This is a genomic window from Pasteurella multocida (assembly GCF_900187275.1).
GTDB lineage: Bacteria > Pseudomonadota > Gammaproteobacteria > Enterobacterales > Pasteurellaceae > Pasteurella > Pasteurella multocida.
The window spans coordinates 1,899,869-1,923,386 of sequence record NZ_LT906458.1 but is presented as its reverse complement, the minus strand read 5'-3'; the positions used below and the strand labels follow the sequence as shown (position 1 = coordinate 1,923,386).

Genomic DNA, 23,518 nt, shown 5'->3' with positions numbered 1-23,518 from the left:
TTTTCAGCACAAAATTAGAATTTTGTTAATAACATCGCTTCTAATTTTTCTTGGTCGGCCGCAAATTTACGGATACCGTCAGCCAGTTTTTCAACTGCCATTGCATCACTATTATGCGCCCAATAGAACTCCGCTTCAGTTAATGGTTGAGGTTTCGCTTTCACCTCGCCCGTGTAGCTTAATTTACGCGCAAGTGGTGCACTGTTTTCTTGTAATTCTTTTAACAAGGCTGGCGCAATGGTTAAGCGGTCACAGCCGGCTAATTCGGTAATTTCACCGACATTACGGAAACTTGCGCCCATGACGATCGTATTATAGCCGTGTTGTTTGTAATAGTTATAGATTTTAGTCACGGAAATCACACCCGGATCTTCTGCCGGCGCATAGTCTTTTTTATCGCTGTTGGCTTTGTACCAGTCAAGAATTCGACCCACGAATGGCGAAATTAAGTAAACCCCGGCTTCCGCACAAGCACGCGCTTGCGCTTCAGAGAATAAAAGGGTTAAGTTACAGTTAATACCTTGTTTTTCTAATTCTTCTGCCGCACGAATCCCTTGCCAAGTTGAAGCAATTTTGATCAAGATACGATCGTTTGAGATACCAGCTCCGTTATAAAGTGCGATTAATTTTTTCGCTTTTTCGATTGTTGCTTGTGTATCATAAGAAAGACGAGCATCCACTTCTGTTGAAATGCGTCCCGGCACAATTTTCAAGATTTCCAAGCCGATGTTAACGGCTAATTTATCTTCTGCATCAATTAATTGTTGTTTTGAACAGTTGCTTTTTGATTTGGCATAAGCAATGGCTTCATCAATTAATGAGGCATATTGTGGCAAGGCAGACGCGCTGAGAATTAAAGATGGGTTCGTTGTTGCATCTTCAGGTTGGTATTTTTTGATAGCTTCAATGTCACCAGTATCAGCAACCACCACCGTCATATTACGTAGAGAATCAAGTTGTGTTGTCATAATTTCCCTCTATTTTGAATTACAATGTCTTCGTTGTGAACTTATATACAATAGCATATCAAAAGGAAAATGGAATGATCTTTTCTTGCACTGTTGCTAAGCAAACGCTTGCTTGAAAAGACAGAAAAAAGAGAGCGTACTGACAAAGGAGAAATACATGAAAACACGTTGCAGTTGGGTAGGTAATAGCACAATTTATCGTGATTATCACGATCACGAATGGGGCAAACCAGAATATGATAGTCTCAAATTATTTGAAAAAATTTGCCTAGAAGGGCAGCAAGCTGGCTTATCTTGGCTGACGGTCTTAAAAAAACGTGAGAATTACCGCCGCGCTTTTCATCAATTTAACCCAGAAAAAATCGCGAAGATGACCGCACTTGATGTGGATAAGTTAATGCAGGATCAAGGACTCATTCGTCATCGCAAAAAACTTGAAGCGATTATTACTAACGCCAAAGCGTATTTAGCCATGCAAAAGTGCGGTGAGAATTTTAGCAATTTTATTTGGTCGTTTGTCAATCACCAACCCCAGTTCAATGACGTCCCTAACTTAGCAAGCGTCCCCACGAAAACACCAACTTCCATTGCTATGTCTAACGCGTTGAAAAAACGGGGCTTTGTTTTTGTTGGAGAAACCACTTGTTATGCCTTTATGCAGTCGATGGGATTGGTCAATGATCACCTGAATGATTGTTGCTGTAAATAATATGCCTTTCCCCTGATTTTCCAGTATAATCAGGCTAATTTTTGATTATGTATGGTTTATCCGATGAAAAAGAATTCTTACACACGCCTTTCTATCGCTATCTTGAGTACCCTTTATAGTGTATCCAGTTTAGCTGACTTGAAATCACAATGTTTAGCTGGTGTCCCACATTTTACGGGCGAATTGGTCACGGGTAATCCAAATGACTTGCCTGTTTACATCGAAGCTGATCAGGCAAGATTAAACCAATCTGTTAGTGCCAGCTATGAAGGCAATGTAGAAATTCAACAAGGTAACCGCCAACTCCGTGCCCAACGTGCAGACATCAGTCAACAAAAACAGCCCAATGGACTACAGCGTTTAGCGCATGTCCGCGGAGGATTTGAGTATCAAGATCACCAAATCCAGCTAAAAGGTGAAGAAGCGCAAGTGCAGCTCAATACGAAAAACACTGATATCAAAAACGCAGATTACCAACTAGTCGATCGTCAAGGACGAGGCAAAGCAGAATCCATTGCGCTACGCGAAGATTATCGTCTCATGACAAATGCAGTGTTTACATCTTGCTTACCACAAGATAATGCATGGTCAATTGAAGCGAAAGAAATGCGACAACATATTCAAGAAGAATACGCGGAAATGTGGCATGCACGTTTTAAAGTGCATGGTGTACCGATTTTTTACACCCCTTATTTACAGCTACCGATTGGGGATCGCCGTCGTTCAGGTTTATTATTACCAAATTTTGGGACATCAAATCGTGACGGTTATTTCTATGAGCAACCGTTTTATTGGAATATTGCACCAAACCTTGATGCCACCATGACCCCAAAATATATGTCAAAACGTGGTTGGCAACTTAATGGTGAATTCCGCTATTTAAGCCCAATCGGGGAAGGAAAAATTGCAGGCGAATATTTAAAGCAAGATCGACTAACCGATTACCGCAATCGCGATCGTTCTCGCCACTTATTTTATTGGACACATCATTCCAGTTTCTTACAAAATTGGCGTTTAAATTTGGATTATACCCGTGTTAGCGATCAACGTTATTTTTCAGACTTTGATTCAGCTTATGGCTCAAGCACAGACGGCTATGCGGATCAAAAATTCCGTGTTGCCTATTACCAACCGCATTACAATATTGCGATTTCGGCTAAACAATTCCAAATTTTCAACGAAGTGGATATTGGTCCATATCGCGCTCTGCCGCAAGTCGATTTCAACTATTACCAAAATGCCCTGTTCGATAGCCCTTTGAATTTCAAACTCTTTTCACAAGCAGTTCACTTTGATAATAAAAGTCCATTAATGCCAAAAGCATGGCGTTTTCATGCTGAACCGAGCATCAATTTACCGCTATCGAATCGTTATGGTAGTTTAAACATTGAAACGAAACTCTATGCAACCCACTACCAACAAACGCAAGGGCGTGCGGCGGAAGCAGAACAAGTAGAACGAAAAATCAATCGTGTCTTGCCACAAGTCAAAGTGGACTTACAAACAGTTTTGGCTAGCCAGCAAACGTTTATTGAAGGTTACACACAAACTTTAGAACCTCATGTGCAATATTTATATCGCCCTTACAAAGACCAAAGCAATATTGGTTCAAAATTAAATAATGCCTACTTAGGTTTTGGTTATGACTCTTCTCTCTTACAGCAAGACTATTTCGGCTTATTCCGTGATCGTCGTTACAGTGGATTAGACCGCATCGCCTCTGCCAATCAATTCACGGTAGGTGGTACCACGCGTATTTATGATAAAAAAGGCAATGAACGCTTTAATTTCTCTGCGGGGCAAATTTACTATTTGCAAGACTCGCGCATTGATAACAGTAAAGAAAACAGCACCTATGGGCGCTCCTCCTCTTGGTCACTTGCCTCCAACTGGAAAATCAATGATCAATGGCGTTGGCAAGGCAGCTATCAATATGATACACGCCTAAATAAATCCTCATTGGGCAACTTTACTCTAGAATATAACCCGACGGGAAATAATATTATTCAATTAAGTTACCGTTATGCAAGTCAACAATATATTGACCAAAACCTCACCTCAGCGGCGAACCGCTACGGACAAGACATAAAACAGCTTGGTCTAACTGTGGCATGGGCACTCACGGATCAATGGGCGGTGGTAGCACGTCATTATCAAGATCTTGCGTTGAGAAAGCCTGTTGAGCAATATTTGGGACTAGAATACAGCACTTGCTGTTGGGCGATTAATGTTGGTGCCCGACGTAGTGTGACCAGCAAAGAAAACCAAACGGCGAATCAAATTTTTTATGACAAAAGTATTGGTATCAATATTGAGCTACGAGGCTTAGGTCGTGATGATCACAAAGGCAATATTGAGAAAATGCTACAACGAGGCAAACTACCGTATTTACAAGCGTTTAGTCTCTATTAATCTCATGAAACTGCCGTCTCGTGTCATATGAGATAATATACTGCAAGGACTGATGTTGATAGCCGTTTCAACACAGTCCTTTCTCATTTGTGGTTACTCTTTCCGTTATTTGCGCTGATATAATCCATTTTCAGCAACAATCAAGTCTTGCAATTCCAAGGTTAAAAGCTGTACTAATAAGGTATCAATAGGTAGATTGACTTGTTGGGCTAATACATCAATACTGACGGGCATATAGCCAATTTTGGCATATAATTCCGGATGTTCTGGCGTTATCCGCGCAGTATTGATGGTTGATGTGTCTGTTACTTGTTGAGAAAAGGCGTTCTCCGTACGAGGCAACGCTGGCATGGCACAATGCGAATAAGGCGAGAGATGTTCTAAAATATCCTGAATACTTTCGACTAATATTGCCCCCTGTTTAATCAGTTTATGACAACCTTGGCTAAATCCATGCTGAATCTGCCCCGGTAACGCAAAAACATCTCGATTTTGCTCTAAAGCATAGCGGGCAGTAATTAAAGAACCACTGTTTTCTGAGGCTTCAATGACTAATGTCCCCAAAGATAAACCACTAATAATGCGATTACGACGTGGAAAATTTTCTGCCACAGGGGGTTGGAAAGGTAAAAATTCAGACACTAACGCACCTTGATGTTCAATAATTTTTTCGGCTAAACCTCGGTGTTTTTTCGGATAAATGACCTCTAAACCACTGCCTAATACTGCAATCGTCTTCCCGTGGATATCCACTACCGCTTGATGTGAGAAACCATCAATACCTAACGCTAAACCACTGGTCACCACAATATCGGCATAAGCCAGTTGAGTGGCGAAATAATTTGCCCAGTATTCCCCATAACGTGAACAATGACGACTGCCCACGATCGCCACTTGCTGTGCAGATAGCGTAGCCACTTCCCCTTTCACAAACAAGACAAGTGGTGCCTCTTCTGTTTGCTTTAACAAGGGAGGATAATGAGGATCAAACCAATCCACAATATGTTGTTGTTCGTTTACCCAGGCTAACGCGGGATCAATATAACGGTTCTCAGGCGTAAACCAACGCTGAATCTGCTGTGCCGTCCAGCCTATCTGTTGAAAGGCTTTTGTATCATATTCCATTAATTCCGCTGGACTGATGTGCTCCAATAAACGCTGGATCGCCAGCGAACCCAAACGCGGAATTTGTAACAAACGTAATAAAAGAGGCAGATAAGATGACATAATCCCTCACAACAACACAAAAAGCAGCAAGATAGCGTGTAGCTAGCGTTGTATCCTATTTATCAGCGAAAAGGTTGTGAGGATGATCGTAAAAATAAAAAAATCTGCACCTGAATACGATGCAGATTTCCTGTGGGAGAACAAGAAAAGTGTTATTTTTGTTCCGTACTAAAACCCGACTCAACACCGCTCATATCCGGTAATTGGTGCGCAATCCCTTTGTGACAGTCAATACAGGTTTTTTCTTCTTTTATAGCAAGTGCATGCATTTTTTCCGCCACCGTTTTTTGCTGACTAAAATCCATATTCTCAAAGTTATGGCAGTTACGGCATTCCTGCGAGTTATTGGCTTTTAATCGTGCCCATTCACGTTCTGCCATATGCAAACGACGGGAGTTAAATTTATCAATGGTATCCGTATAACCCATAAGATGCGCATACACTTCTCGACTGGCTTGGACTTTACGGATCATTTTTGGAATAAATTCGTGCGGTACATGGCAATCAGGACAAGTGGCTTTTACTCCACTGCGATTTAAATAATGCGCCGTATGTAAATATTCTGGATACACATCATTACTGTGACAACTAACACAGAATTCCTCTGTATTGGTTTGCTCTAAGCCATAATTAAACCCAACCCAAGAGACAATACCTGCAATAAAAGCAAGGGTAATCAAGGTACCAACGGCAATACGACTGGGCGAGCGAAACCATTTCCAAAAGCGTTTAATTAAGTTCAACATAGTTCCGTCCTTAACTTATTTACCAAAACCAGCCATCGGTTTAAATTCATTTTGAATAATCGGCTCAACATCAGATTGAGAGACATGGCATTGTAAACAGAAGTAACGGCGAGGTGAGGTGCCTCCGACAATGTTACCATCACGATCCATAAAGTGGGTTGGACTGATGCGTGTTGCACCAGTAACACGTGAGGCTTCTGGGCTATGACAAGTTAAACATTGGTTGATATTTTTCGTCACCTGATAGTTTTTCGTCGCGTGTGGCACCATCGGTGGTTGGTTCACATAGTTTAACGGCGCCAAGCCACTTTCTTTTGGTGTATTGTGGAAGGCTGGCGCGATATTTTCAGGTGAATCTTGTAAACTTTTGCCCACTTTGACTTCATTGGCATTGACCGTGAAGGCAAAAAGTGCGGTCAAAATTAGCATTGTTTTTTTCATTTTGATCACTCCCCCGAATGATTAACTGAATGATTAAATCGTGTTGTAAAAATAAATACTTTTTCAGGGCAAACGTCGATACAACGTCCACAGCTGATACAATCTTTTGAAAGCACAAGTGGGCTTTCACTCTTTTTTGCATGTAATGGATCGCGTAACACTTGTGGTTCTGGACAGACGTTATAGCAATCCATGCAATTATCACATTGTTGGCGATGCTCAACTTTGATACGAAAAAGTCCTTTCGCACCAATCACACCATAGGCTGCACCTATTGGGCATAAATGCCCACACCAACCATGCTCGACAATAAATAAATCAAATAAAAACACCGCAAGAACAAGCCAAACTGTCGCACCGAAACCGTAAATTAACGCACGACCTAGTGCTGCAACCGGATTGAGCCATTCCCAAAGTAATAACCCGCTTAGCGCACTGCCTAACAAAATCATCACTAAGATCGCATAGCGTAAACTTCGTGGGAGTTTTGCCGATTGACGAATTTCTAATTTACGTCTGAGCCAAGCGGACGCATCTGTCACGATGTTTAACGGACAAACCCAAGCACAGAAAACGCGACTCCCTAAAATGGCATAAAGCACCACCACAATCAGGGCACCCAACAACGCGGTCATGGTAGGCATAAAACCGGTCGCGAGACTTTCTGCCATAATCAAAGGATCAGTCATCGGGATCAAATCAAGCAAAAGACTACTACTGTAATTGCCTTTCAAGATCCACACCCCAAAATAAGGTCCGCTTAAAAACATGGCAAGAATACTCAGCTGGGTTAAACGTCGCCAGAACAAAAAGCGATTGGCGTACCACCAGCCTAACTTTTCTCGTGCTTCTTTACCCGCATATTTTGGTGAATTTGCCATTACAAGCTCTCCGGTAACCGAGTCGGGAGAGAAATAATGCCTTCTGGCGCAAGGGAATGCCCGGCTTTTTCTTTCTCTTCCCAACCTAAACGGTAATGTTTACCTAACATGCCTTTCGCTAATGCCATCGGTAACACTTTGATTGCCGCTTCTTCTAGAACGCAAGCTTCTTCACATTTGCCACATCCTGTACAGGCTTCGGAATGCACTGTTGGGATAAAGACGGCGTGCTTACCCGTACGCTCATTACGATGCATCACTAACGTAATCGCTTTATTAATCAGCGGACAGACGCGATAACACACATCACAGCGTAAACCTTGCCAGTTCAGACAAGTTTCATGATCTAGCAGGACAGCTAACCCCATACGCGCATCATCGATTTCTGTTGCTTGATTATCCAATGCACCGGTTGGGCAGGCTTTTGCACAAGGAATATCCACACACATTTCACAGGGCTTATCGCGCGCAATGAAATACGGTGTACCTGCTTCCATCGGTGAAATCAGTGAGGCAAGATGCAACATCTCATGTGGACAGGCTTGTACACACTGACCACAACGAATGCACGCAGCAGAAAACGCTTTCTCATTCTCAAGGGCAAAAGGTGGGCGTAACGCCACGCCTTCGCGCGCAAGACTCTGCTTTTGTTGCAAACCAAGGAGCAAAGTCACCCCTGCCAACCCGCCTGCAGTGCGCGTAGCCTCTTTAAAAAATCGACGACGTTCAGGATTCACAACTGTTTTTTTCATTCGACTTTCCAACCGCACTTTACTGAAAGCAAAGTGCGGTCGTTCCTCATTAAATTTAACGTGTTACGCTTTTTCCACTTTGACCGCACATTTTTTGAAGTCCGTTTCTTTTGAAATTGGGTCTGTCGCATCTAAAGTGAGATAGTTTGCTAACTGACCTGCATCAAAGAAAGTGGTGTAAACTAAGCCTTGTGGGACTTTATTACGTCCACGGGTATCTAAGTGAGAAATCATTTCGCCACGACGTGAGCTGATCTTCACTTTATCGCCATGACGTAAACCACGTTTTTTCGCATCTAATGGGTGCATCCAAACCAAGTTATTTGGGAAGGAGCGATGGAGCTCTGGGACACGGCGTGTCATCGTACCCGTATGCCAATGTTCTAAGACCCGCCCCGTCGTTAACCACAAGTCATATTCCGCATTCGGTGCTTCTGCTGGTGGCTCATAAGGAACGGCAAGAATAATTGCTTTTTTGTCTGGATAGCCATAGAACGCCACCCCTTCGCCTTCTTTGACGTAAGGGTCATAACCTTCACGATAACGCCATAAGGTTTCTTTGCCATCCACCACTGGCCAGCGTAAGCCACGTGCTTTATGGTAAGTTTCAAAGTCTGCTAAATCATGACCATGTCCGCGACCAAACACGGCATACTCTTCAAACAAGCCTTTTTGTAAATAGAAGCCAAAGTGTTCTGCTTCATCATTCATGTAACCTGGTTTATCCGTTGGTACTTGGAATTTATCCACTTGACCATTACGGAATAACACTTCATACAAGGTTTTACCTTTATATTCAGGGTTCGCCGCAAGTACTTCCGCTGGCCACATTTCATCGGTAGTGAAATATTTAGAAAACTCCACTAATTGCCACACGTCCGATTTTGACTCACCCGGTGCTTTGACTTGTTGATACCAGAATTGCGTACGGCGCTCTGCGTTACCATAAGCTCCTTCTTTTTCTACCCACATCGCTGTCGGTAAAATTAAGTCAGCAGCAAGAGCAGAAACCGTTGGATAAGGATCAGATACAATCACAAAGTTTTCTTCGTCACGCCAACCCGGGAAACGCTCTTGGTTGATGTTTGGACCGCCTTGCATGTTATTGGTACACATTTGCCATAACACATTCATTTTCTTATCTTTTAACGCACGGTCTTGTGCTACCGCGTGATAACCTACTTGAGTTTGAATCACGCCTTTTGGCAACTTCCACAGTTTCTCGGCTTTTTCAACGTGTTTAGGATTAGTGACTACCAAATCTGCGGGTAAACGGTGTGCAAAGGTGCCGACCTCACGCGCGGTACCGCAGGCAGAAGGTTGACCCGTTAGCGAGAACGGTCCACACCCTGGTTTAGAGATTTTGCCGGTTAATAAATGAATGTTATAGATTAAGTGGTTTGCCCACACACCACGTGTATGTTGGTTGAAACCCATGGTCCAGAAAGACACGATATTCAGTTTTGGATCGGCATACATCTTAGCCAGTGCTTCAAGTTGTTCTTTCGGTACCCCTGAAATTTCATGGGCTTTTTCTAAGGTGTATGGTGCGACTAATTTTTTATATTCTTCGAAATCACTGTCGTGCATTTTGCCCGCAGTTTTCACGTTTTTCGCCGCTTTTTCTAATTCGTGGGTTTCACGCAAGCCATAACCGATATCTGTTTCACCACGCTTGAATTTGGTGTGTTTTTGAATAAAGTCATGATCAATCGCATCATGTTGAATCAGGTAATTGGCAATGTAGTTCATGATCGCCAAATCAGATTGTGGCGTAAAAATGACACCCAAATCAGCTAATTCAAAAGAACGGTGCTCAAAAGTAGATAAGACAGCGACTTTCACATCTGGATGAGATAAACGGCGATCCGAAATACGCGACCACAAAATCGGGTGCATTTCTGCCATATTTGATCCCCACAACACAAATGCATCGGCCTTTTCGATGTCATCATAACACCCCATTGGCTCATCCATACCAAAAGTACGCATAAAGGCAACCGCTGCTGATGCCATACAATGGCGTGCATTCGGGTCAATATTATTTGAACGGAGTCCCGCTTTAAACAATTTGGATTTGGCAATCCCTTCAAAAATGGTAGATTGTCCAGAAGTGAACATGCCTGCCCCATTTGGTCCTTTTTCTTTCAAGGCTTTTTTGAATTTTTCTGCCATGATCGTAAAGGCTTGATCCCAAGACACCGGAGTAAATTCGCCGTGTTTATCAAACTTACCGTTTGTCATCCGTAACATCGGAGAAGTTAAGCGGTCTTTACCGTACATGATTTTTGGTAAGAAATAACCTTTAATACAGTTCAACCCACGGTTCACATCCGCATCAGGATCTCCTTGCGAAGCAACAACGCGTCCATTTTGTGTCCCCACTAACACGCTACAACCCGTACCACAGAAACGGCAAGGCGCTTTATCCCATTTAATAATTTTATCTGGCGACGCTTCCACATTCTTAACTGGAATAGCCAAGCCAGCAACCGCCGCAGCTGCAACCGCCGCATTGGTTTTCATAAAGTCACGACGACTTAAATTCATCTTCATAGCGTTCCCCCACTATATTGAATTATGTGATGTTTTATTCGTTTTCGTCTTGTTGATGGTAAACCAAGGACACGTCAATGACGCCGTCAATATCGCGTGTCGCTTCCATTTGTTGATGTAAAAGATGTTGATCGTGCGATTGCATCACCACAACAAGCTTACCGGTTTCCGCGTCCAATGCAGGAATTTCCGTATACGGTATTGCTAAAAGTGCGGTCTGAATTGCTTCTAATTTTTGGGGATTCCCTTGAATCACAAGCCCACAGACATGCCAATTTTTCGCATTTTCCATTGTGATTTGTTCAGTCATTTATTTTTCTACTTGATGTTGTTGTCCCAATGACAAGGTAATCGCTGACACCGGACAACTGCGTAAACAGGCGCCACAGCCATTACAGTTTTCTAACGCTAATAGGGGTTGTGAAATGCCGCCAAGTTGGCGTTTAAAATAAATCGCACGCATTTCACAACTGTCTTCACAGCTTCGACACTCTACGGCTTTTGATGTTAAACATTGCTTGTTAATTGCAACTTTATGTGTCCAAGCCAGTTCACTGAGTGGTCTAAACACCGGTTGCTGACAAACATCCACGCATTTATGGCAAAAGGTGCATTCACCATGACGAAATTGCACTTCTGGAAAACCACCTTCTCCTTTGATAAGAATTTGTGTTTCACAGACAGCAATACAATCGCCACAGCGATCACAATCTTGGATAAAGCGCTGCTCATCAACACTCCAAGGAGGGCGAATCCCCTGAAAACCTTGGATTTTGACTTTTTCTGACTGTAAAGAAGTTAAAAACTGCCCGCGCAGAAAATGGCGACGAGATACGTTTTCAACAGTCATGCGCGATTCCTTCAATTTGCCTTTCTTTAGATCTGCCATTATGGAGAGAGAGGTCAAAATTCATACTACCCAAATTGAGTATTTAAACAGGAAATCCGCTTTTTCTTGTGCTAGATCAATTTTTATTTATCAGTAAAAAAATAGCGGTTTTTTTGCTACACTAGCTAAGTTATTTCCAAGCTGAAAAGGGACGCCGTGAAAATCAAGCACTCTGTTTCTACTAAAATCGCAAATTACCTCTTTATCATCATGATTTTTGCGGGCGTCATTACGAGTCTCAGCTTGATGATCATGGCTAGCAATAAATCTGATGCCGAATCCATTAACGTGTCCGGTTCATTACGTATGCAAAGCTATCGTTTATTACATGAGCTGGAACATCATCCCGAACTGGTCGAAACCGGTTTACGCCAATATCGCATCAGCTTACATTCCCCCGCCCTACTGGAAATTGATCAATGGTTTGTTCCTGACGAAGTCAAACAGTCCTACCACCAGCTGATCAAGCGCTGGGAACGCATGGAGCGCTATGCGAAACAACGTGAAATCAACGCCTATAAAAACGAAATTGCAGATTATGTGGCACAAGTCGATCAATTTGTCTTTACCCTACAACGCTTTGCGGAAAAGAAGTGGATTATCGCGGTCTTGATCATGTCATTATCCATGCTGCCGATTATTGCGATGGTGGCTTATGTGGTGTGGTATGCGCGTAAAGAAGTCGTTATGCCCCTTAAACAACTCACGCAAGCCAGTATTCAAGTGCAAATGCGCCAATTTAGCCATGTCAAAGTCGATACACAAAAAGAAGATGAATTGGGTAACTTAGCCCGGGCGTTTAGCCAAATGTCGAGTGAACTGGAAAAGCTGTATTCCTCATTAGAAGAGAGCGTGAATGAAAAAACCCAAAAGTTACGTCAAACAAACCGCTCTTTAACTATGCTGTATGAAAGTTCGCAACAGCTTACTACCACGAATGTGGATGAAAGCATCTTGCAGCACGTGTTAAAAAATATCTTTATTAGCGAGCATCTACGTTATATGGCATTAGTGGTCGAAGGGGCTGAGCACTGGAATATCCGTTTTGGGCAAAAACAAGCCAATCAAGATTGCCAAGAAGTGACATTACAAATTGAAGACGAAAAACTGGCAGTGCTGTATTGGCAAGCTGGATTTCCCTGTCCTGACCCACGGACCATGCGCAATATTGCACAGATTTTAAGCCGTACTCTGTATTTCCATAAAACTCAACGTCAACAACAACAATTACTGTTAATGGAGGAACGCGCCATCATTGCACGGGAATTGCACGATTCTTTAGCGCAAGTGTTAGCATTTTTGCAAATTCAGCTAACGTTGCTCAAACATAACATCAATCAAAAAAGTGAAGAAGCGGCTCAACAAAGCATCAATATTATTGCCAGTTTTGAACAAGCCTTGCGTGATGGCTATGTGCAACTGCGCGAATTGTTAGCCACTTTCCGTTTGACCGTACAAGAAGCCAATTTGAAATTAGCACTCGAGCAAGTGGTTGACTCTTTACGAAATCAAACCGACATTCAAATGTGCGTGCAATGTTCACTGCCCGCACAAAGTTTTAATGCAAAACAATTAGTCCACATTTTACAGATCGTACGTGAATCGGTCTTAAATGCGATTAAGCATTCAAAAGGCAACAGGATCGAGGTCATCGCTCACATCAATGAAGACGGTGAATATGAGTTTATTGTGCGCGACGATGGGATTGGTATCCCCAGTTTAGAAGAACCAGAAGGGCATTATGGTTTAAATATCATGCACGAACATGCTACACAACTTAATGCACATTTACGCATTGCAAACCGCCCGTCTGGGGGAACTGAAATCAAACTGACATTACATCAAAATAGGAATCTGACATGAAGAAATTATTTTTAGCCTCTTCTTTTGCTGATGTCTTCGATCTCTTTCTTGATTTTGCGGGTAATATCCAAAATAAAAGCATCACGTTTATTCCCACAGCGAGCAAAGTCGAAGAGGTTAGGTTTTATGTTAATGATGCAAGAAATGCCTTCTTACAACAAGGTGCGTTCATTGATGAACTTGATCTCTCGACAGCAAGCCTTTCCGAAATCACGGATAAATTAGCCAAAAACGAGATGATCTATGTCAGTGGCGGTAATACCTTCTTTTTACTGCAGGAATTAACACGCACAGGGGCAGCACAGCTCATTCAACAACACATTCAAGCTGGCAAAATGTATATCGGCGAATCCGCAGGTGCCATGATTACCGCGCCCAATATCGACTACGTCAAATACATGGATAGCCTAGACCAAGCACCGATGTTACGCGATTTTACAGCACTTAATTTAGTCGATTTTTACGTTGTACCACACTATACCAATTTTCCTTTTGTCGAGGCGGCACAAAAGATCATTGACACTTATTCTACGACATTGCCGTTACAACCCATTGACAATCACCAAGCAATATTGGTCAATAACGAAACAAAAATCATCAGAGGAAACCATAAAGGATAACCTATGCAAAATCTCCAACCCTTTCATACTTTTTCTCTGCCCGTACAAGCACAGAAAATCATTGAAATTACCGATATTGAGCAACTGAAACAACAATGGGCTGCATGTCAGACCAATAAACTACCGGTGTTATTGTTAGGTCAAGGCAGTAATGTCCTTTTCTTACGCGATTTTCAAGGTGTTGTCTTGCTTAATCGCTTAATGGGCATTCAACATACACAAGATGCTGATTTTCATTATTTACATGTCAATGGAGGAGAAAATTGGCATCAATTGGTCGCGAGGTCAATACAGCAAGGCATCTTTGGGCTCGAAAATCTCGCACTGATTCCGGGTTGTGCAGGTTCAGCACCAATCCAAAACATCGGGGCTTATGGTGTGGAATTTAAAGATGTGTGTGACTATGTGGAAGTACTCAACTTACACACGAATGAAATCTTTCGCCTTAGCAATGAACAATGCCAATTTGGTTATCGCGACAGCATTTTTAAACACGCCTATGCCACGGGCTATGTAATCATTGCCGTAGGTTTGAAACTCAGCAAAAACTGGATACCCGTTTTAAAATATGGGTCACTGGCTAATTTGGAGAAAAGTGCGGTCAATGCCCAGCAAATTTTTGACGAAGTGTGTGCGATACGACGTAGTAAATTACCTGACCCAGCAGAATTCGGCAATGCCGGTAGTTTCTTCAAAAATCCAGTCATTAGTAAAGTGGATTTTGATCACTTACAGCAAGAATATCCTGACATACCGCATTTTCCGCAAGCTGACGGACGTGTCAAATTAGCCGCAGGTTGGCTCATTGATCAATGTGGCTTGAAAGGGTATCAACTGGGTGGTGCTGCAGTCCACCAGCAACAAGCGCTGGTTCTGATCAACCAACAGGATGCAACGAGTAGTGACGTGGTAGAGTTAGCACACCACATTCGCCAAAAAGTCGCTCAACGCTTTGCTGTCTGGTTACAACCAGAAGTTCGCTTTATTGACGAAGACGGTGAAGTGGATAGTGAACAAGCCATTTGTTAAAGGAGCCATCAGATGAATTTCAATACGCTATTAAATACCTTGCCACCAATTGAAGACTTAGTTGGGCTTGCTATCATGGACGGTGAAACACAAATCCATTACATTCCTGCGATTGCGGGCAAATTAGGCTCTTTACGTGTCTATAATGCACTTGCCGAAGCCTTCCACGGCAGACTCGACCGCACCTCTGCGCAACAAGGCATACAATTATTTGCTGAGCATAGCGAAGATGCTAAACAACATCCCGGCAAACACCCAAACATTGATTTACTCTTCCAGATTATCGAGCAGGATCTGCATTACCAATTAGTGCCACAAAAATGATAGAACAAAAATCAAAACCGTTTCCACTACCGATAAACTATTTTGGGATAATCCTTGGGTTATCGGCATTAAGCCTCGCTTGGCGTTACGCCACCCCTCTGTGTGAAGGCGCTACCCTCGTGAGCGAAAGCCTTTTCGCTGTTTCTGCCATGATTTGGCTCGCGTTTATTGGTGCCTACGCTTACAAATGGTTTAAATCACATCAGCAATTGAAAGCCGATTTACAACATCCGCTGTTAGGCAATTTTGTCAGCCTCATTCCCATTACAACGATCTTAATCGGTATTGGGCTTGTTCCTTATAACATGCTATTCGGGATTGTACTCATCAGCCTAGGTATTACGATACAGTTAGCCTTTGCTACCTACTATATTCCCGCGATGTGGCGCGGCATTCATCAAGCAGAAATGACACTTCCTGCCATTTATCTCCCGACAGTTGCAACCAATTTTGTCAGTGCCACCGCACTTGGCGTGCTCGGTTACAGCGAATTAGGCATGGTGTTTTTAGGCGCCGGCTTTTTTTCTTGGCTAGTATTAGAGCCGATAGTATTACAACGTTTACGTACATTACAGCCCGTCCCCGAACCGTTGCGCCCCATGATAGGGATCCAACTTGCCCCTGCGTTTGTAGGTTGTTCAGCCTATTTAACTTTAAATGGGGGAAAACTCGACCTGTTCGCGCTAATGTTACTAGGTTACGGTGTGTTACAGCTGCTATTTTTAATCCGCTTACTGCCTTGGATTTTTGTTAACGGCTTTACGCCTGCCATGTGGGCATTCTCCTTTGGTTTAGCCTCCATGGCAAAAGTGGCATTACTCTTTTATCAAAATACTGCCGATAATTTGTTAGCCACGTTAAGCTTAGCGCTGTTTATTTTCGCGAATTTCAGTATTGGTCTGATGTTGTTGAACACGGGCTATTTGGTCTTAAAAGGACGATTTTTTATCAAATAATACACAAGGCGTTTTCAACAAAATAGGAAAACGCCTTTTTTGTTCTGCACTCATTGTACAATCACCTGCACAAAAAAGATGCAATTCATACCAGACAAGTTACAATGGCAAAAGCTTGAAATGATATTCATACCCGCGCGGAGTAATCGCATGTAAGCATTGCTCTCGCACTCTCAAAAGGTAACTGACATGCTGATCGTGATTATCAAAAAACTGTTTCTTTTACTCGCCCTGATTCTGTTTAGCCTCGTGATACTTGCCCTAATAAGTTACCAACGATTACCCACATCCGATCGTCCAATCAGTACGCACCCTCCCCTTAATCCCAACGGGCTGTTAGCACGCCATATCTTGCCACAAGTTGCCCAACATCCCAACTTAACGGGATTGTATCCTTTAGGCGATGGGAAAGATGCCTTTCTCGCTCGCTTGGCGCTCAGTGAACATGCCGAACATACACTCGACTTACAGTATTATATTTGGCATAACGATGTGTCTGGTCACTTACTCTTACAAAGTCTATATAAAGCCGCAGTCCGTGGAGTAAAAGTCCGTTTATTATTGGACGACAATAATACCAAAGGCATGGACACGATCTTGGCTTCACTCAATGCACACCCTAATATCCAAATCCGCTTATTCAATCCCTTTATGCAACGTCAATATCGTTGGTTAGGCTTTTTGAGCGACTTTTTTAGACTCAATCGTCGTATGCACAATAAGTCCTTCACCGCAGATGGCGTCATGAGTATCCTTGGCGGGCGCAATATTGGTGATGAATATTTTGATGTGGGTAACGGTGTATTATTTGCTGATCTTGATGTTGCCGCAACCGGCGCCGTCGTTACACACATTCAGACTGATTTTGATCGCTATTGGAATAGCCCATCAAGTTATCCTTTAGAAAGCATTATCATACGCGATCCTATTACGCCTTTTAATCCGTTGCCTGCATTAGATGATGAAACCCAAACTTATTTAAAACAACTTACTGAACTGCCCTTTGCTAAAAGCTTAAAAGCAGGCACCTTAGCTTTTACATGGGCAGAGGCAGAATTAATCAGCGATGATCCTAAAAAGGCACTAGGCAAATCATTGATTCAAGACAGTGTCTTAGCACATATTGCTCCCACAATGTTAAATGCGAAAAACAACTTAATCATTGTGTCGCCTTATTTTGTACCAACCCATGTTGGTGTGGATTTCTTAAGCCGTATCAGCCAGACTGGCACACAGGTTTCTATTCTAACCAATTCACTGGAAGCAACCGATGTTAGCATTGTGCATTCTGGCTATGCTAAACACCGCAAAACATTGTTACAAAAGCAAATCCAACTGTATGAGCTGAAACCTCATGCAACCATTCAAATGGAATCCTCAGGGCATTTATTAAAAGGAGCCAGTAGCGCCAGTTTACATGCCAAAACATTTACTCTCGATAATCGCTATTTATTTGTTGGTTCCTTTAATATGGATCCGCGCTCTGCCATGTTGAATACGGAAATGGGATTACTCATTGACAGCCCTGAATTGGCTCGCTTACTCAGTGATGGACTGCAACAAAATCAAGCAAATTATGCTTTTTCGGTTAAGTTAAATGAGGCGCAAGCACTGTATTGGGAAACGCAAGAAAATGGGCAATGGATTCGCTATGAAAATGAGCCACACACCAGTTGGTTTAAGCGTTTTAGTGTGTGGTGTTTATCTTGGTTACCTGTTGAACATTTGCTATAACCTCATCTTTTCCAATGGACATCACATCGGCAAAAAAGATAACCATCATTTTTGGAAAAAATGATGAAAAAATACTCCAATTTTGGTTTAAAATACGTACTTTCTTTGAACAAGATCAGAAAATACGTTTTTATTTTTGATTACAATCAGATCGATTTTAATTCTATTTTAAGAGGTCAACTATGAAGTACTTACAAATAATAACAATGGTAAAAAGTAGGCGTTTCCTGTTTTTCTGTGTTTCTATCCTATTTGCTTTGCTGATGACAATCTTACTTTCGGATGCCAGTTTTACGAAAGTGCAAAACTATGTACTTTTCCTGCTTTTCTTTGCGATCAGTTTATGGGTCACTGAAGCCATTCCACCGTTTTCTGTCAGTATCTTAATTGTTGGCTTTTTAGTTTTTGTGATGGGTAAAAGTGAGGCTTATGATGCCATTCAGTACCTACAAACATGGTCTGATAGTGTGATTTGGCTATTTTTAGGGGGATTTTTCCTCGCTGAAGCCATGAAAAAAACCAAACTCGACCTTTTATTATTAAAAGCTGTCTTACCAAAATTTGGCAACAACCCAGTGTATGTACTTTGGGGATTGATGTTAGTTACAGCTATCATGTCCATGTTGATGAGTAACACCGCTACGACTGCCATGATGATCGCGACGATCAGTCCGCTCTTTACTCGTTTAAATGAAAGTTCAAACCTCTCCAAAGCACTCCTCCTTGGTATTCCAGCCGCCGCCTCTGTCGGTGGTATGGGGACAATTATTGGGTCAGCACCCAATGCGATTGCAGTCGGTGCACTGGAGAAATTAGGTCACCCAATTTCCTTCTTAGAATGGATGATGGTAGGTACCCCGTTAGCTTTAATCCTATTGTTCATTTTCTGGCGTGTTTTAGTGAAAAAATATGAGATTAATAAGACTGAAAGTTTAGATTTTAGTTTTTTACAAGAAACGCCTGCGATTCACTCCAACCGTGTCGAATTCTTACATAAAATCATTGTATTAGTGATCTTAGCTGTCACACTTTTCTGCTGGCTGATGTCTAAATGGATTGGCATCCCTGTGGCTGCGGCCTCTGGTATTCCAATCGTGGGATTAACCATTACTGGTGTGCTCAGTGAAAAAGATATTCGCCAATTACCTTGGGATACCTTAATGCTCGTTGCCGGAGGTTTAGCACTTGGTTTAGCCATTGAAGAACAGCGTATTGCCGCACACTTTGTCGAGCAAATTAGTCACATTCAGGTGAGTTTTATCATGTTACTCAGCCTATTTGGTTTCATTACAGTGATTCTGTCTAACTTCATGAGTAACACGGCTGCCACAACGATCTTGATCCCAATGGGTGTTTCTTTACTGGCAATGGTTGGAGGTAACGATATTCACCCAATGATTTTACCGTTAGTGATTGGATTAAGCGCATCCTGCGCGTTATTCTTACCAGTATCAACACCACCAAATGCGATTGCATTCAGTACGGGGTTAATTAAACAGTCTGAGTTCCGTTTAGGTGGGGTGATTATTGGTTTCCTAGGTCCAATTCTCAGTATGTTGTGGATTTTAGCCATTTCTCCTCTACTCTAACAAAATTTAACGGTATCCACTTAAAACTCACCGCACAAGAAAAGTTAATGTGCGGTGAGTCCTTTCATTCAAAAGCATTAACATGCTTTTTTCGCAGCAAGATGGAACTTTATCCAGAATACCGAGTCCAAGTTCTGCCAACAGGAAAGCACCATAATCATTGGCGCCAGTTGGATTTTTATGCTATAACTAGTTTGAGATGTTATCTTCATTTTTTAAGAAGGAAAGCAATGAACAAAGACACACAAACCATGATGTTGGTTCCACAAGGCAGTATCGAAGCTTATATTCGTGCGGCAAATGAATATCCTATGCTTACCGCTGAGGAAGAAAAGGAATTGGCGGAGCGTTTGTATTATCAAGAAGATTTGGAAGCAGCGAAAAAACTGATCCTTTCTCATCTTCGCTTTGTTATTCATGTCGCACGTGGCTATTCAGGCTATGGTCTTCCGCAAGCCGATTTGATCCAAGAAGGTAATATTGGCTTAATGAAGGCGGTGAAACGTTTTAACCCAGAAGTAGGGGTACGTTTAGTGTCCTTTGCAGTGCATTGGATCAAAGCAGAAATTCATGAATACGTTCTGCGAAACTGGCGTATTGTGAAAGTAGCAACGACCAAAGCACAACGTAAATTATTCTTTAATCTACGCAAAACAAAACAACGTTTAGGCTGGTTTAACGAAAACGAAGTAGAAATGGTTGCTAATGAACTTGGTGTTTCGCCAGCAGATGTGATGGAAATGGAGTCCCGTATGACGGGTGCCGATGTGGCATTTGATTTGCCAACAGATGACAACGAAGAAACCTATTCACCATCTCTATATTTAGAAGACAAAGGTTCCAACTTCGCGGCGGAACTTGAAAATGAAAATTATGAAGCCCAAGCTACAGAACAATTAAGTGTGGCACTTGAGGGACTGGATGAACGTAGTCTTGATATTATTAAAGCGCGTTGGTTAGATGAAAACAAAGCCACTTTGCAAGATTTAGCCGCCAAATACAATATTTCTGCCGAGCGTGTACGCCAATTAGAAACGAATGCACTGAAAAAACTCAAAAGTGCGGTCAATTTCTAATCCTGTTTTATCAAGTAAAAGCCAAAGTGATCGACTTTGGCTTTTTTGTTTTCATACAAATAGATTATAAAATATCAGCAAGAATGGTATAGTAATCCCTCTCTAATCTCGGCTTATTGGAGCAATTTATGCCTATCAATACATTTTGCAAAATCAGTTTATTCATCTGTGCGTTATTCTGTTCAACAGTAACCCTCGCTAATCCCAATGTTTATGTAGAAGGTCCCTCTATTGAAAATGTGATGCGTGCAAGCTCGTATGTTTCCTATACTTATCGCACAGAAGCAAAACGGCATCAATGGGTGGGAAATGATGACCTATTTTTTATTCGCTTATCGAGTATTGATACGTTTGGCGACCAACGCTCCGCCTTAATTGCAAGCCTCTCCCCACATAGCTACAGTATTGAACGCGTTAGCACAAACTGTAAAACTAAAGACACCATTATCAATACCCGAACCCGTTATGATGTTAACGGCAAAGTATTAGAATCCAATAAAGAAGAAGAGAAAATCGGACGACCTATTCCAGATAGTTATCTGGCTGAGGCCGTGATTGTGATGTGTGATGCCCTTGCCATTATCCCTGCTAATCCCAATGTAGATGGTGAAAAAATCACCGCCTCGGCGCCTTTTATGAATGTCATCAATGAGCATGTCCGCGCCAAAGGCGTGGCTCGCCGTGCGATAACAGTAGAGCAAATTGAAGCGCATTTCAAAACCACATTAAATCAACGAAAATAAACAAAAAAGGACGTGCCAATCCACGTCCTTTCCTGTCCCCACGTTTACTTACTCCAGTAGTCCTTCGAGTTCCTCTTGTAACGCGAGCCAATCCATTTCAAGCATTTCTAAGTGTTTTTTATTGCTCACTTGCTCATTTAAAAGTGCGGTCAATTTTTCTTTATTTTTCGCCAAATACAAATCCGATTCGACCAGTTGCGCTTCGATTTGCCCTAAGTGGCTCGATACGGTTTCCATTTTTTGTTCAAGTTGCTGCAATTTTTTGCGTAACGGGGCAGTTTGTTGTCGCAATTCTGCCTCACGGCGTTTTTGTTCTTTGCGATTCGCACTGCTATTGGCATTATCAACCAGTGCATTGGTATCCGCTTTTTCTTCCGTATTGCGATTAACATCAGTTAACCATTTCTGGTAATCCTCTAAATCGCCACTGAAAGGCTCAACCTTTTTATCATGTACCAGATAAAATTCTTCCACTGTATTACGTAATAAATGGCGATCATGCGATACCACGACCAACGACCCTTGATAATCTACTAAGGCTTCTGTCAGCGCTTGGCGCATATCTAAATCTAAGTGGTTAGTCGGCTCATCGAGTAACAATAAGTTTGGACGCTGCCACACAATCAAGGCTAACACTAAACGGGCTTTCTCCCCACCAGAAAAGGACTTCACCGCCTCATTCACCTTATCGCCTTTGAACGCAAAACCGCCCAAATAATCCCGTAACTGCTGTTCTGTATGTTGCGGTGCTAGCTTTTGTAAATGCCAAAGTGGGCTTTCATCGAGACGTAACGTTTCTAATTGATGTTGAGCAAAGTAACCAAGCTGGACACCTTTCGCCAACTGAACCTGACCCGAAAGCGGTGTTAATTCACCTGCCAATAATTTAATCAGTGTCGATTTCCCCGCGCCATTTTTCCCTAATAGTCCAATCCGAGATCCCGGTACCAAGTTCAATTTGATTTTTTCTAAAATTTCGACCGCACTTTGTCCCTCTGCGCTCGGATAGCCTGCGCTTACTTGCTGCATAGCTAACAACGGATTCGGTAAAGACAAGGGTTCACGAAAGGTAAAATGAAACGGATTATCCACGTAAGCTGGGGCGATTAATTCCATCCGTTCCAAGGCTTTCACCCGACTTTGCGCCTGTTTAGCTTTGGAAGCTTTTGCCTTGAAACGATCAATATATTTTTGTAAATGTGCGACTTTTTGTTGCTGTTGACGATAAAGTGCATTCTGCTGTGCCAGTTTCGTGGCGCGTTGAACTTCAAAGGAAGAATAATCACCGGTATATTCATTTAACTTCTGATGTTCAATATGGATAATTTTATTGACGATAGGGTCCAGAAAATCACGATCGTGTGAAATTAACACTAAGGTGCCTTTGTATTGTACCAGCCAACGCTCTAACCACATGACCGTATCTAAATCTAAGTGGTTAGTCGGCTCATCCAATAATAATAAATCAGAAGGACAGAGTAATGCTTGTGCTAAATTTAAGCGCATACGCCAACCACCTGAAAAGGCTTTGACTGGCTGCTGTAATTCGCTTTGACTAAAGCCCAAACCGTGCAATAGTGCGGCAGCGCGTGCTTGAATTGTCCATGCATCAATCGCATCTAATTGCGCATGCAGATGAGCAATTTTATGTCCATCGCCTTGTTCATTGGCTAATACTAGCTCACGTTGTAAGCGGCAATATTCCCGATCACCTTCGATCACATAATCGATTGCCAAGGTCATTAAGGCAGGCGTTTCTTGATTGACCCAAGATAACGTCCAATTGGCAGGAAAACTGACGTCACCGCCTTCTGCGCTAATCTCTTTTTTTAATAACGCCAATAAAGATGACTTGCCACACCCATTTTTTCCGACTAAGCCCACTTTTTGTCCGGGGTTAATCGCGACCGATGTATTTTCGAGCAACACGGATTGCCCGCGCTTTAATGTTAAATTTGTAAAAAAAAGCATGCGTTCTCGTATGTCTTGTTCAACTTTTATTA

At 42.3% G+C, this 23,518-nt stretch carries 21 protein-coding genes; 11 read left to right on the top strand and 10 right to left on the bottom strand.

The annotated features are described in order from the left end of the window. Positions 1–14 precede the first annotated feature (14 nt). The gene (gene tal / locus CKV69_RS08895; RefSeq protein WP_015702599.1) at positions 15–968 is read right to left on the bottom strand and encodes a transaldolase; all 954 of its coding nucleotides are present in this window, start codon (positions 966–968) and stop codon (positions 15–17) included. Positions 969–1,125: 157 nt separating this feature from the next. On the opposite strand from tal, the gene CKV69_RS08890 reads away from it, so the two are divergent. Then, a complete protein-coding gene (locus CKV69_RS08890) occupies positions 1,126–1,677 on the top strand; it encodes a DNA-3-methyladenine glycosylase I (RefSeq protein ID WP_015702598.1) in 552 nt (183 codons plus the stop codon). 63 nt (positions 1,678–1,740) lie between these two features. Continuing rightward, positions 1,741–4,089 carry an LPS assembly protein LptD gene (lptD, locus tag CKV69_RS08885; protein ID WP_016532717.1) on the top strand — a complete coding sequence of 783 codons (2,349 nt, stop codon included), beginning with the start codon at positions 1,741–1,743 and terminating at the stop codon, positions 4,087–4,089. A gap of 105 nt (positions 4,090–4,194) precedes the next feature. Here the strand turns inward: lptD and dprA are convergent, their stop codons facing one another. The 8 genes from dprA to napF all read right to left on the bottom strand — a co-directional run bounded on the left by dprA (position 4,195) and on the right by napF (position 11,542). Further along, on the bottom strand, positions 4,195–5,316 hold the full coding sequence (gene dprA / locus CKV69_RS08880; RefSeq protein ID WP_015702596.1) for a DNA-processing protein DprA: 1,122 nt from the start codon (positions 5,314–5,316) through the stop codon (positions 4,195–4,197). A gap of 152 nt (positions 5,317–5,468) precedes the next feature. Beyond that, positions 5,469–6,062 (bottom strand): cytochrome c3 family protein, encoded by a 594-nt coding sequence (locus tag CKV69_RS08875; RefSeq protein ID WP_005718382.1) that lies wholly within the window; start codon positions 6,060–6,062, stop codon positions 5,469–5,471. Between the two features lie 15 nt (positions 6,063–6,077). Continuing rightward, the gene (locus CKV69_RS08870; RefSeq protein WP_005718380.1) at positions 6,078–6,503 is read right to left on the bottom strand and encodes a nitrate reductase cytochrome c-type subunit; all 426 of its coding nucleotides are present in this window, start codon (positions 6,501–6,503) and stop codon (positions 6,078–6,080) included. Positions 6,504–6,508: 5 nt separating this feature from the next. Beyond that, a complete protein-coding gene (gene napH, locus CKV69_RS08865) occupies positions 6,509–7,384 on the bottom strand; it encodes a quinol dehydrogenase ferredoxin subunit NapH (protein WP_005757794.1) in 876 nt (291 codons plus the stop codon). After that, complete coding sequence (gene napG, locus CKV69_RS08860; RefSeq protein ID WP_015702595.1) at positions 7,384–8,136, bottom strand: ferredoxin-type protein NapG; 753 nt, start codon at positions 8,134–8,136, stop codon at positions 7,384–7,386. Before napG ends, napH begins: the two co-directional genes overlap by 1 nt. A gap of 63 nt (positions 8,137–8,199) precedes the next feature. Next, the gene (gene napA / locus CKV69_RS08855; RefSeq protein WP_005724436.1) at positions 8,200–10,686 is read right to left on the bottom strand and encodes a nitrate reductase catalytic subunit NapA; all 2,487 of its coding nucleotides are present in this window, start codon (positions 10,684–10,686) and stop codon (positions 8,200–8,202) included. A gap of 40 nt (positions 10,687–10,726) precedes the next feature. Then, positions 10,727–11,002, bottom strand: coding sequence for a chaperone NapD (locus CKV69_RS08850; protein WP_005718372.1), 276 nt, complete (start codon positions 11,000–11,002; stop codon positions 10,727–10,729). Continuing rightward, a complete protein-coding gene (gene napF / locus CKV69_RS08845) occupies positions 11,003–11,542 on the bottom strand; it encodes a ferredoxin-type protein NapF (protein WP_005724435.1) in 540 nt (179 codons plus the stop codon). Positions 11,543–11,737: 195 nt separating this feature from the next. On the opposite strand from napF, the gene narQ reads away from it, so the two are divergent. The 9 genes from narQ to CKV69_RS08800 all read left to right on the top strand — a co-directional run bounded on the left by narQ (position 11,738) and on the right by CKV69_RS08800 (position 21,515). Beyond that, positions 11,738–13,444: a nitrate/nitrite two-component system sensor histidine kinase NarQ gene (gene narQ, locus CKV69_RS08840; protein WP_038641802.1), complete on the top strand. Its 1,707-nt coding sequence runs from the start codon at positions 11,738–11,740 to the stop codon at positions 13,442–13,444. Then, a complete protein-coding gene (locus CKV69_RS08835; RefSeq protein ID WP_015702594.1) occupies positions 13,441–14,064 on the top strand; it encodes a peptidase E in 624 nt (207 codons plus the stop codon). The genes narQ and CKV69_RS08835 overlap by 4 nt, the downstream gene beginning before the upstream one ends. A gap of 3 nt (positions 14,065–14,067) precedes the next feature. Then, complete coding sequence (gene murB, locus CKV69_RS08830; RefSeq protein WP_015702593.1) at positions 14,068–15,093, top strand: UDP-N-acetylmuramate dehydrogenase; 1,026 nt, start codon at positions 14,068–14,070, stop codon at positions 15,091–15,093. A 12-nt stretch (positions 15,094–15,105) separates the two neighbouring features. Then, entirely contained in the window at positions 15,106–15,417 is a 312-nt protein-coding gene (locus tag CKV69_RS08825; protein WP_005718363.1) for a DUF2322 family protein, read from the top strand. Beyond that, entirely contained in the window at positions 15,414–16,373 is a 960-nt protein-coding gene (tehA, locus tag CKV69_RS08820) for a dicarboxylate transporter/tellurite-resistance protein TehA (protein ID WP_015702592.1), read from the top strand. The genes CKV69_RS08825 and tehA overlap by 4 nt, the downstream gene beginning before the upstream one ends. A gap of 189 nt (positions 16,374–16,562) precedes the next feature. After that, positions 16,563–18,107: a phospholipase D family protein gene (locus tag CKV69_RS08815; RefSeq protein ID WP_005724429.1), complete on the top strand. Its 1,545-nt coding sequence runs from the start codon at positions 16,563–16,565 to the stop codon at positions 18,105–18,107. 263 nt (positions 18,108–18,370) lie between these two features. Continuing rightward, entirely contained in the window at positions 18,371–19,696 is a 1,326-nt protein-coding gene (locus tag CKV69_RS08810; RefSeq protein WP_005718359.1) for an SLC13 family permease, read from the top strand. 230 nt (positions 19,697–19,926) lie between these two features. Further along, the gene (gene rpoH / locus CKV69_RS08805; protein ID WP_005724428.1) at positions 19,927–20,772 is read left to right on the top strand and encodes an RNA polymerase sigma factor RpoH; all 846 of its coding nucleotides are present in this window, start codon (positions 19,927–19,929) and stop codon (positions 20,770–20,772) included. A 128-nt stretch (positions 20,773–20,900) separates the two neighbouring features. After that, positions 20,901–21,515: a hypothetical protein gene (locus CKV69_RS08800; protein WP_015702590.1), complete on the top strand. Its 615-nt coding sequence runs from the start codon at positions 20,901–20,903 to the stop codon at positions 21,513–21,515. 48 nt (positions 21,516–21,563) lie between these two features. Here CKV69_RS08800 and CKV69_RS08795 read toward each other — a convergent pair whose 3' ends face one another. Next, positions 21,564–23,486 carry an ABC transporter ATP-binding protein gene (locus CKV69_RS08795; protein WP_015702589.1) on the bottom strand — a complete coding sequence of 641 codons (1,923 nt, stop codon included), beginning with the start codon at positions 23,484–23,486 and terminating at the stop codon, positions 21,564–21,566. Positions 23,487–23,518: the final 32 nt, after the last annotated feature.

Excerpts from the sequence above, each read along its gene's own strand:
- CKV69_RS08825 (WP_005718363.1), top strand. The coding sequence starts at position 15,106 with ATGAATTTCAATACGCTATTAAATACCTTGCCACCAATTGAAGACTTA.
- CKV69_RS08800 (WP_015702590.1), top strand. The coding sequence starts at position 20,901 with ATGCCTATCAATACATTTTGCAAAATCAGTTTATTCATCTGTGCGTTA.
- lptD (WP_016532717.1), top strand. The coding sequence starts at position 1,741 with ATGAAAAAGAATTCTTACACACGCCTTTCTATCGCTATCTTGAGTACC.
- dprA (WP_015702596.1), bottom strand. The coding sequence starts at position 5,316 with ATGTCATCTTATCTGCCTCTTTTATTACGTTTGTTACAAATTCCGCGT.
- tehA (WP_015702592.1), top strand. The coding sequence starts at position 15,414 with ATGATAGAACAAAAATCAAAACCGTTTCCACTACCGATAAACTATTTT.
- CKV69_RS08810 (WP_005718359.1), top strand. The coding sequence starts at position 18,371 with ATGACAATCTTACTTTCGGATGCCAGTTTTACGAAAGTGCAAAACTAT.
- CKV69_RS08890 (WP_015702598.1), top strand. The coding sequence starts at position 1,126 with ATGAAAACACGTTGCAGTTGGGTAGGTAATAGCACAATTTATCGTGAT.
- napF (WP_005724435.1), bottom strand. The coding sequence starts at position 11,542 with ATGACTGTTGAAAACGTATCTCGTCGCCATTTTCTGCGCGGGCAGTTT.
- CKV69_RS08815 (WP_005724429.1), top strand. The coding sequence starts at position 16,563 with ATGCTGATCGTGATTATCAAAAAACTGTTTCTTTTACTCGCCCTGATT.
- CKV69_RS08835 (WP_015702594.1), top strand. The coding sequence starts at position 13,441 with ATGAAGAAATTATTTTTAGCCTCTTCTTTTGCTGATGTCTTCGATCTC.
- CKV69_RS08875 (WP_005718382.1), bottom strand. The coding sequence starts at position 6,062 with ATGTTGAACTTAATTAAACGCTTTTGGAAATGGTTTCGCTCGCCCAGT.
- napG (WP_015702595.1), bottom strand. The coding sequence starts at position 8,136 with ATGAAAAAAACAGTTGTGAATCCTGAACGTCGTCGATTTTTTAAAGAG.
- tal (WP_015702599.1), bottom strand. The coding sequence starts at position 968 with ATGACAACACAACTTGATTCTCTACGTAATATGACGGTGGTGGTTGCT.
- murB (WP_015702593.1), top strand. The coding sequence starts at position 14,068 with ATGCAAAATCTCCAACCCTTTCATACTTTTTCTCTGCCCGTACAAGCA.
- CKV69_RS08870 (WP_005718380.1), bottom strand. The coding sequence starts at position 6,503 with ATGAAAAAAACAATGCTAATTTTGACCGCACTTTTTGCCTTCACGGTC.
- rpoH (WP_005724428.1), top strand. The coding sequence starts at position 19,927 with ATGAACAAAGACACACAAACCATGATGTTGGTTCCACAAGGCAGTATC.
- napA (WP_005724436.1), bottom strand. The coding sequence starts at position 10,686 with ATGAATTTAAGTCGTCGTGACTTTATGAAAACCAATGCGGCGGTTGCA.
- CKV69_RS08795 (WP_015702589.1), bottom strand. The coding sequence starts at position 23,486 with ATGCTTTTTTTTACAAATTTAACATTAAAGCGCGGGCAATCCGTGTTG.
- napH (WP_005757794.1), bottom strand. The coding sequence starts at position 7,384 with ATGGCAAATTCACCAAAATATGCGGGTAAAGAAGCACGAGAAAAGTTA.
- CKV69_RS08850 (WP_005718372.1), bottom strand. The coding sequence starts at position 11,002 with ATGACTGAACAAATCACAATGGAAAATGCGAAAAATTGGCATGTCTGT.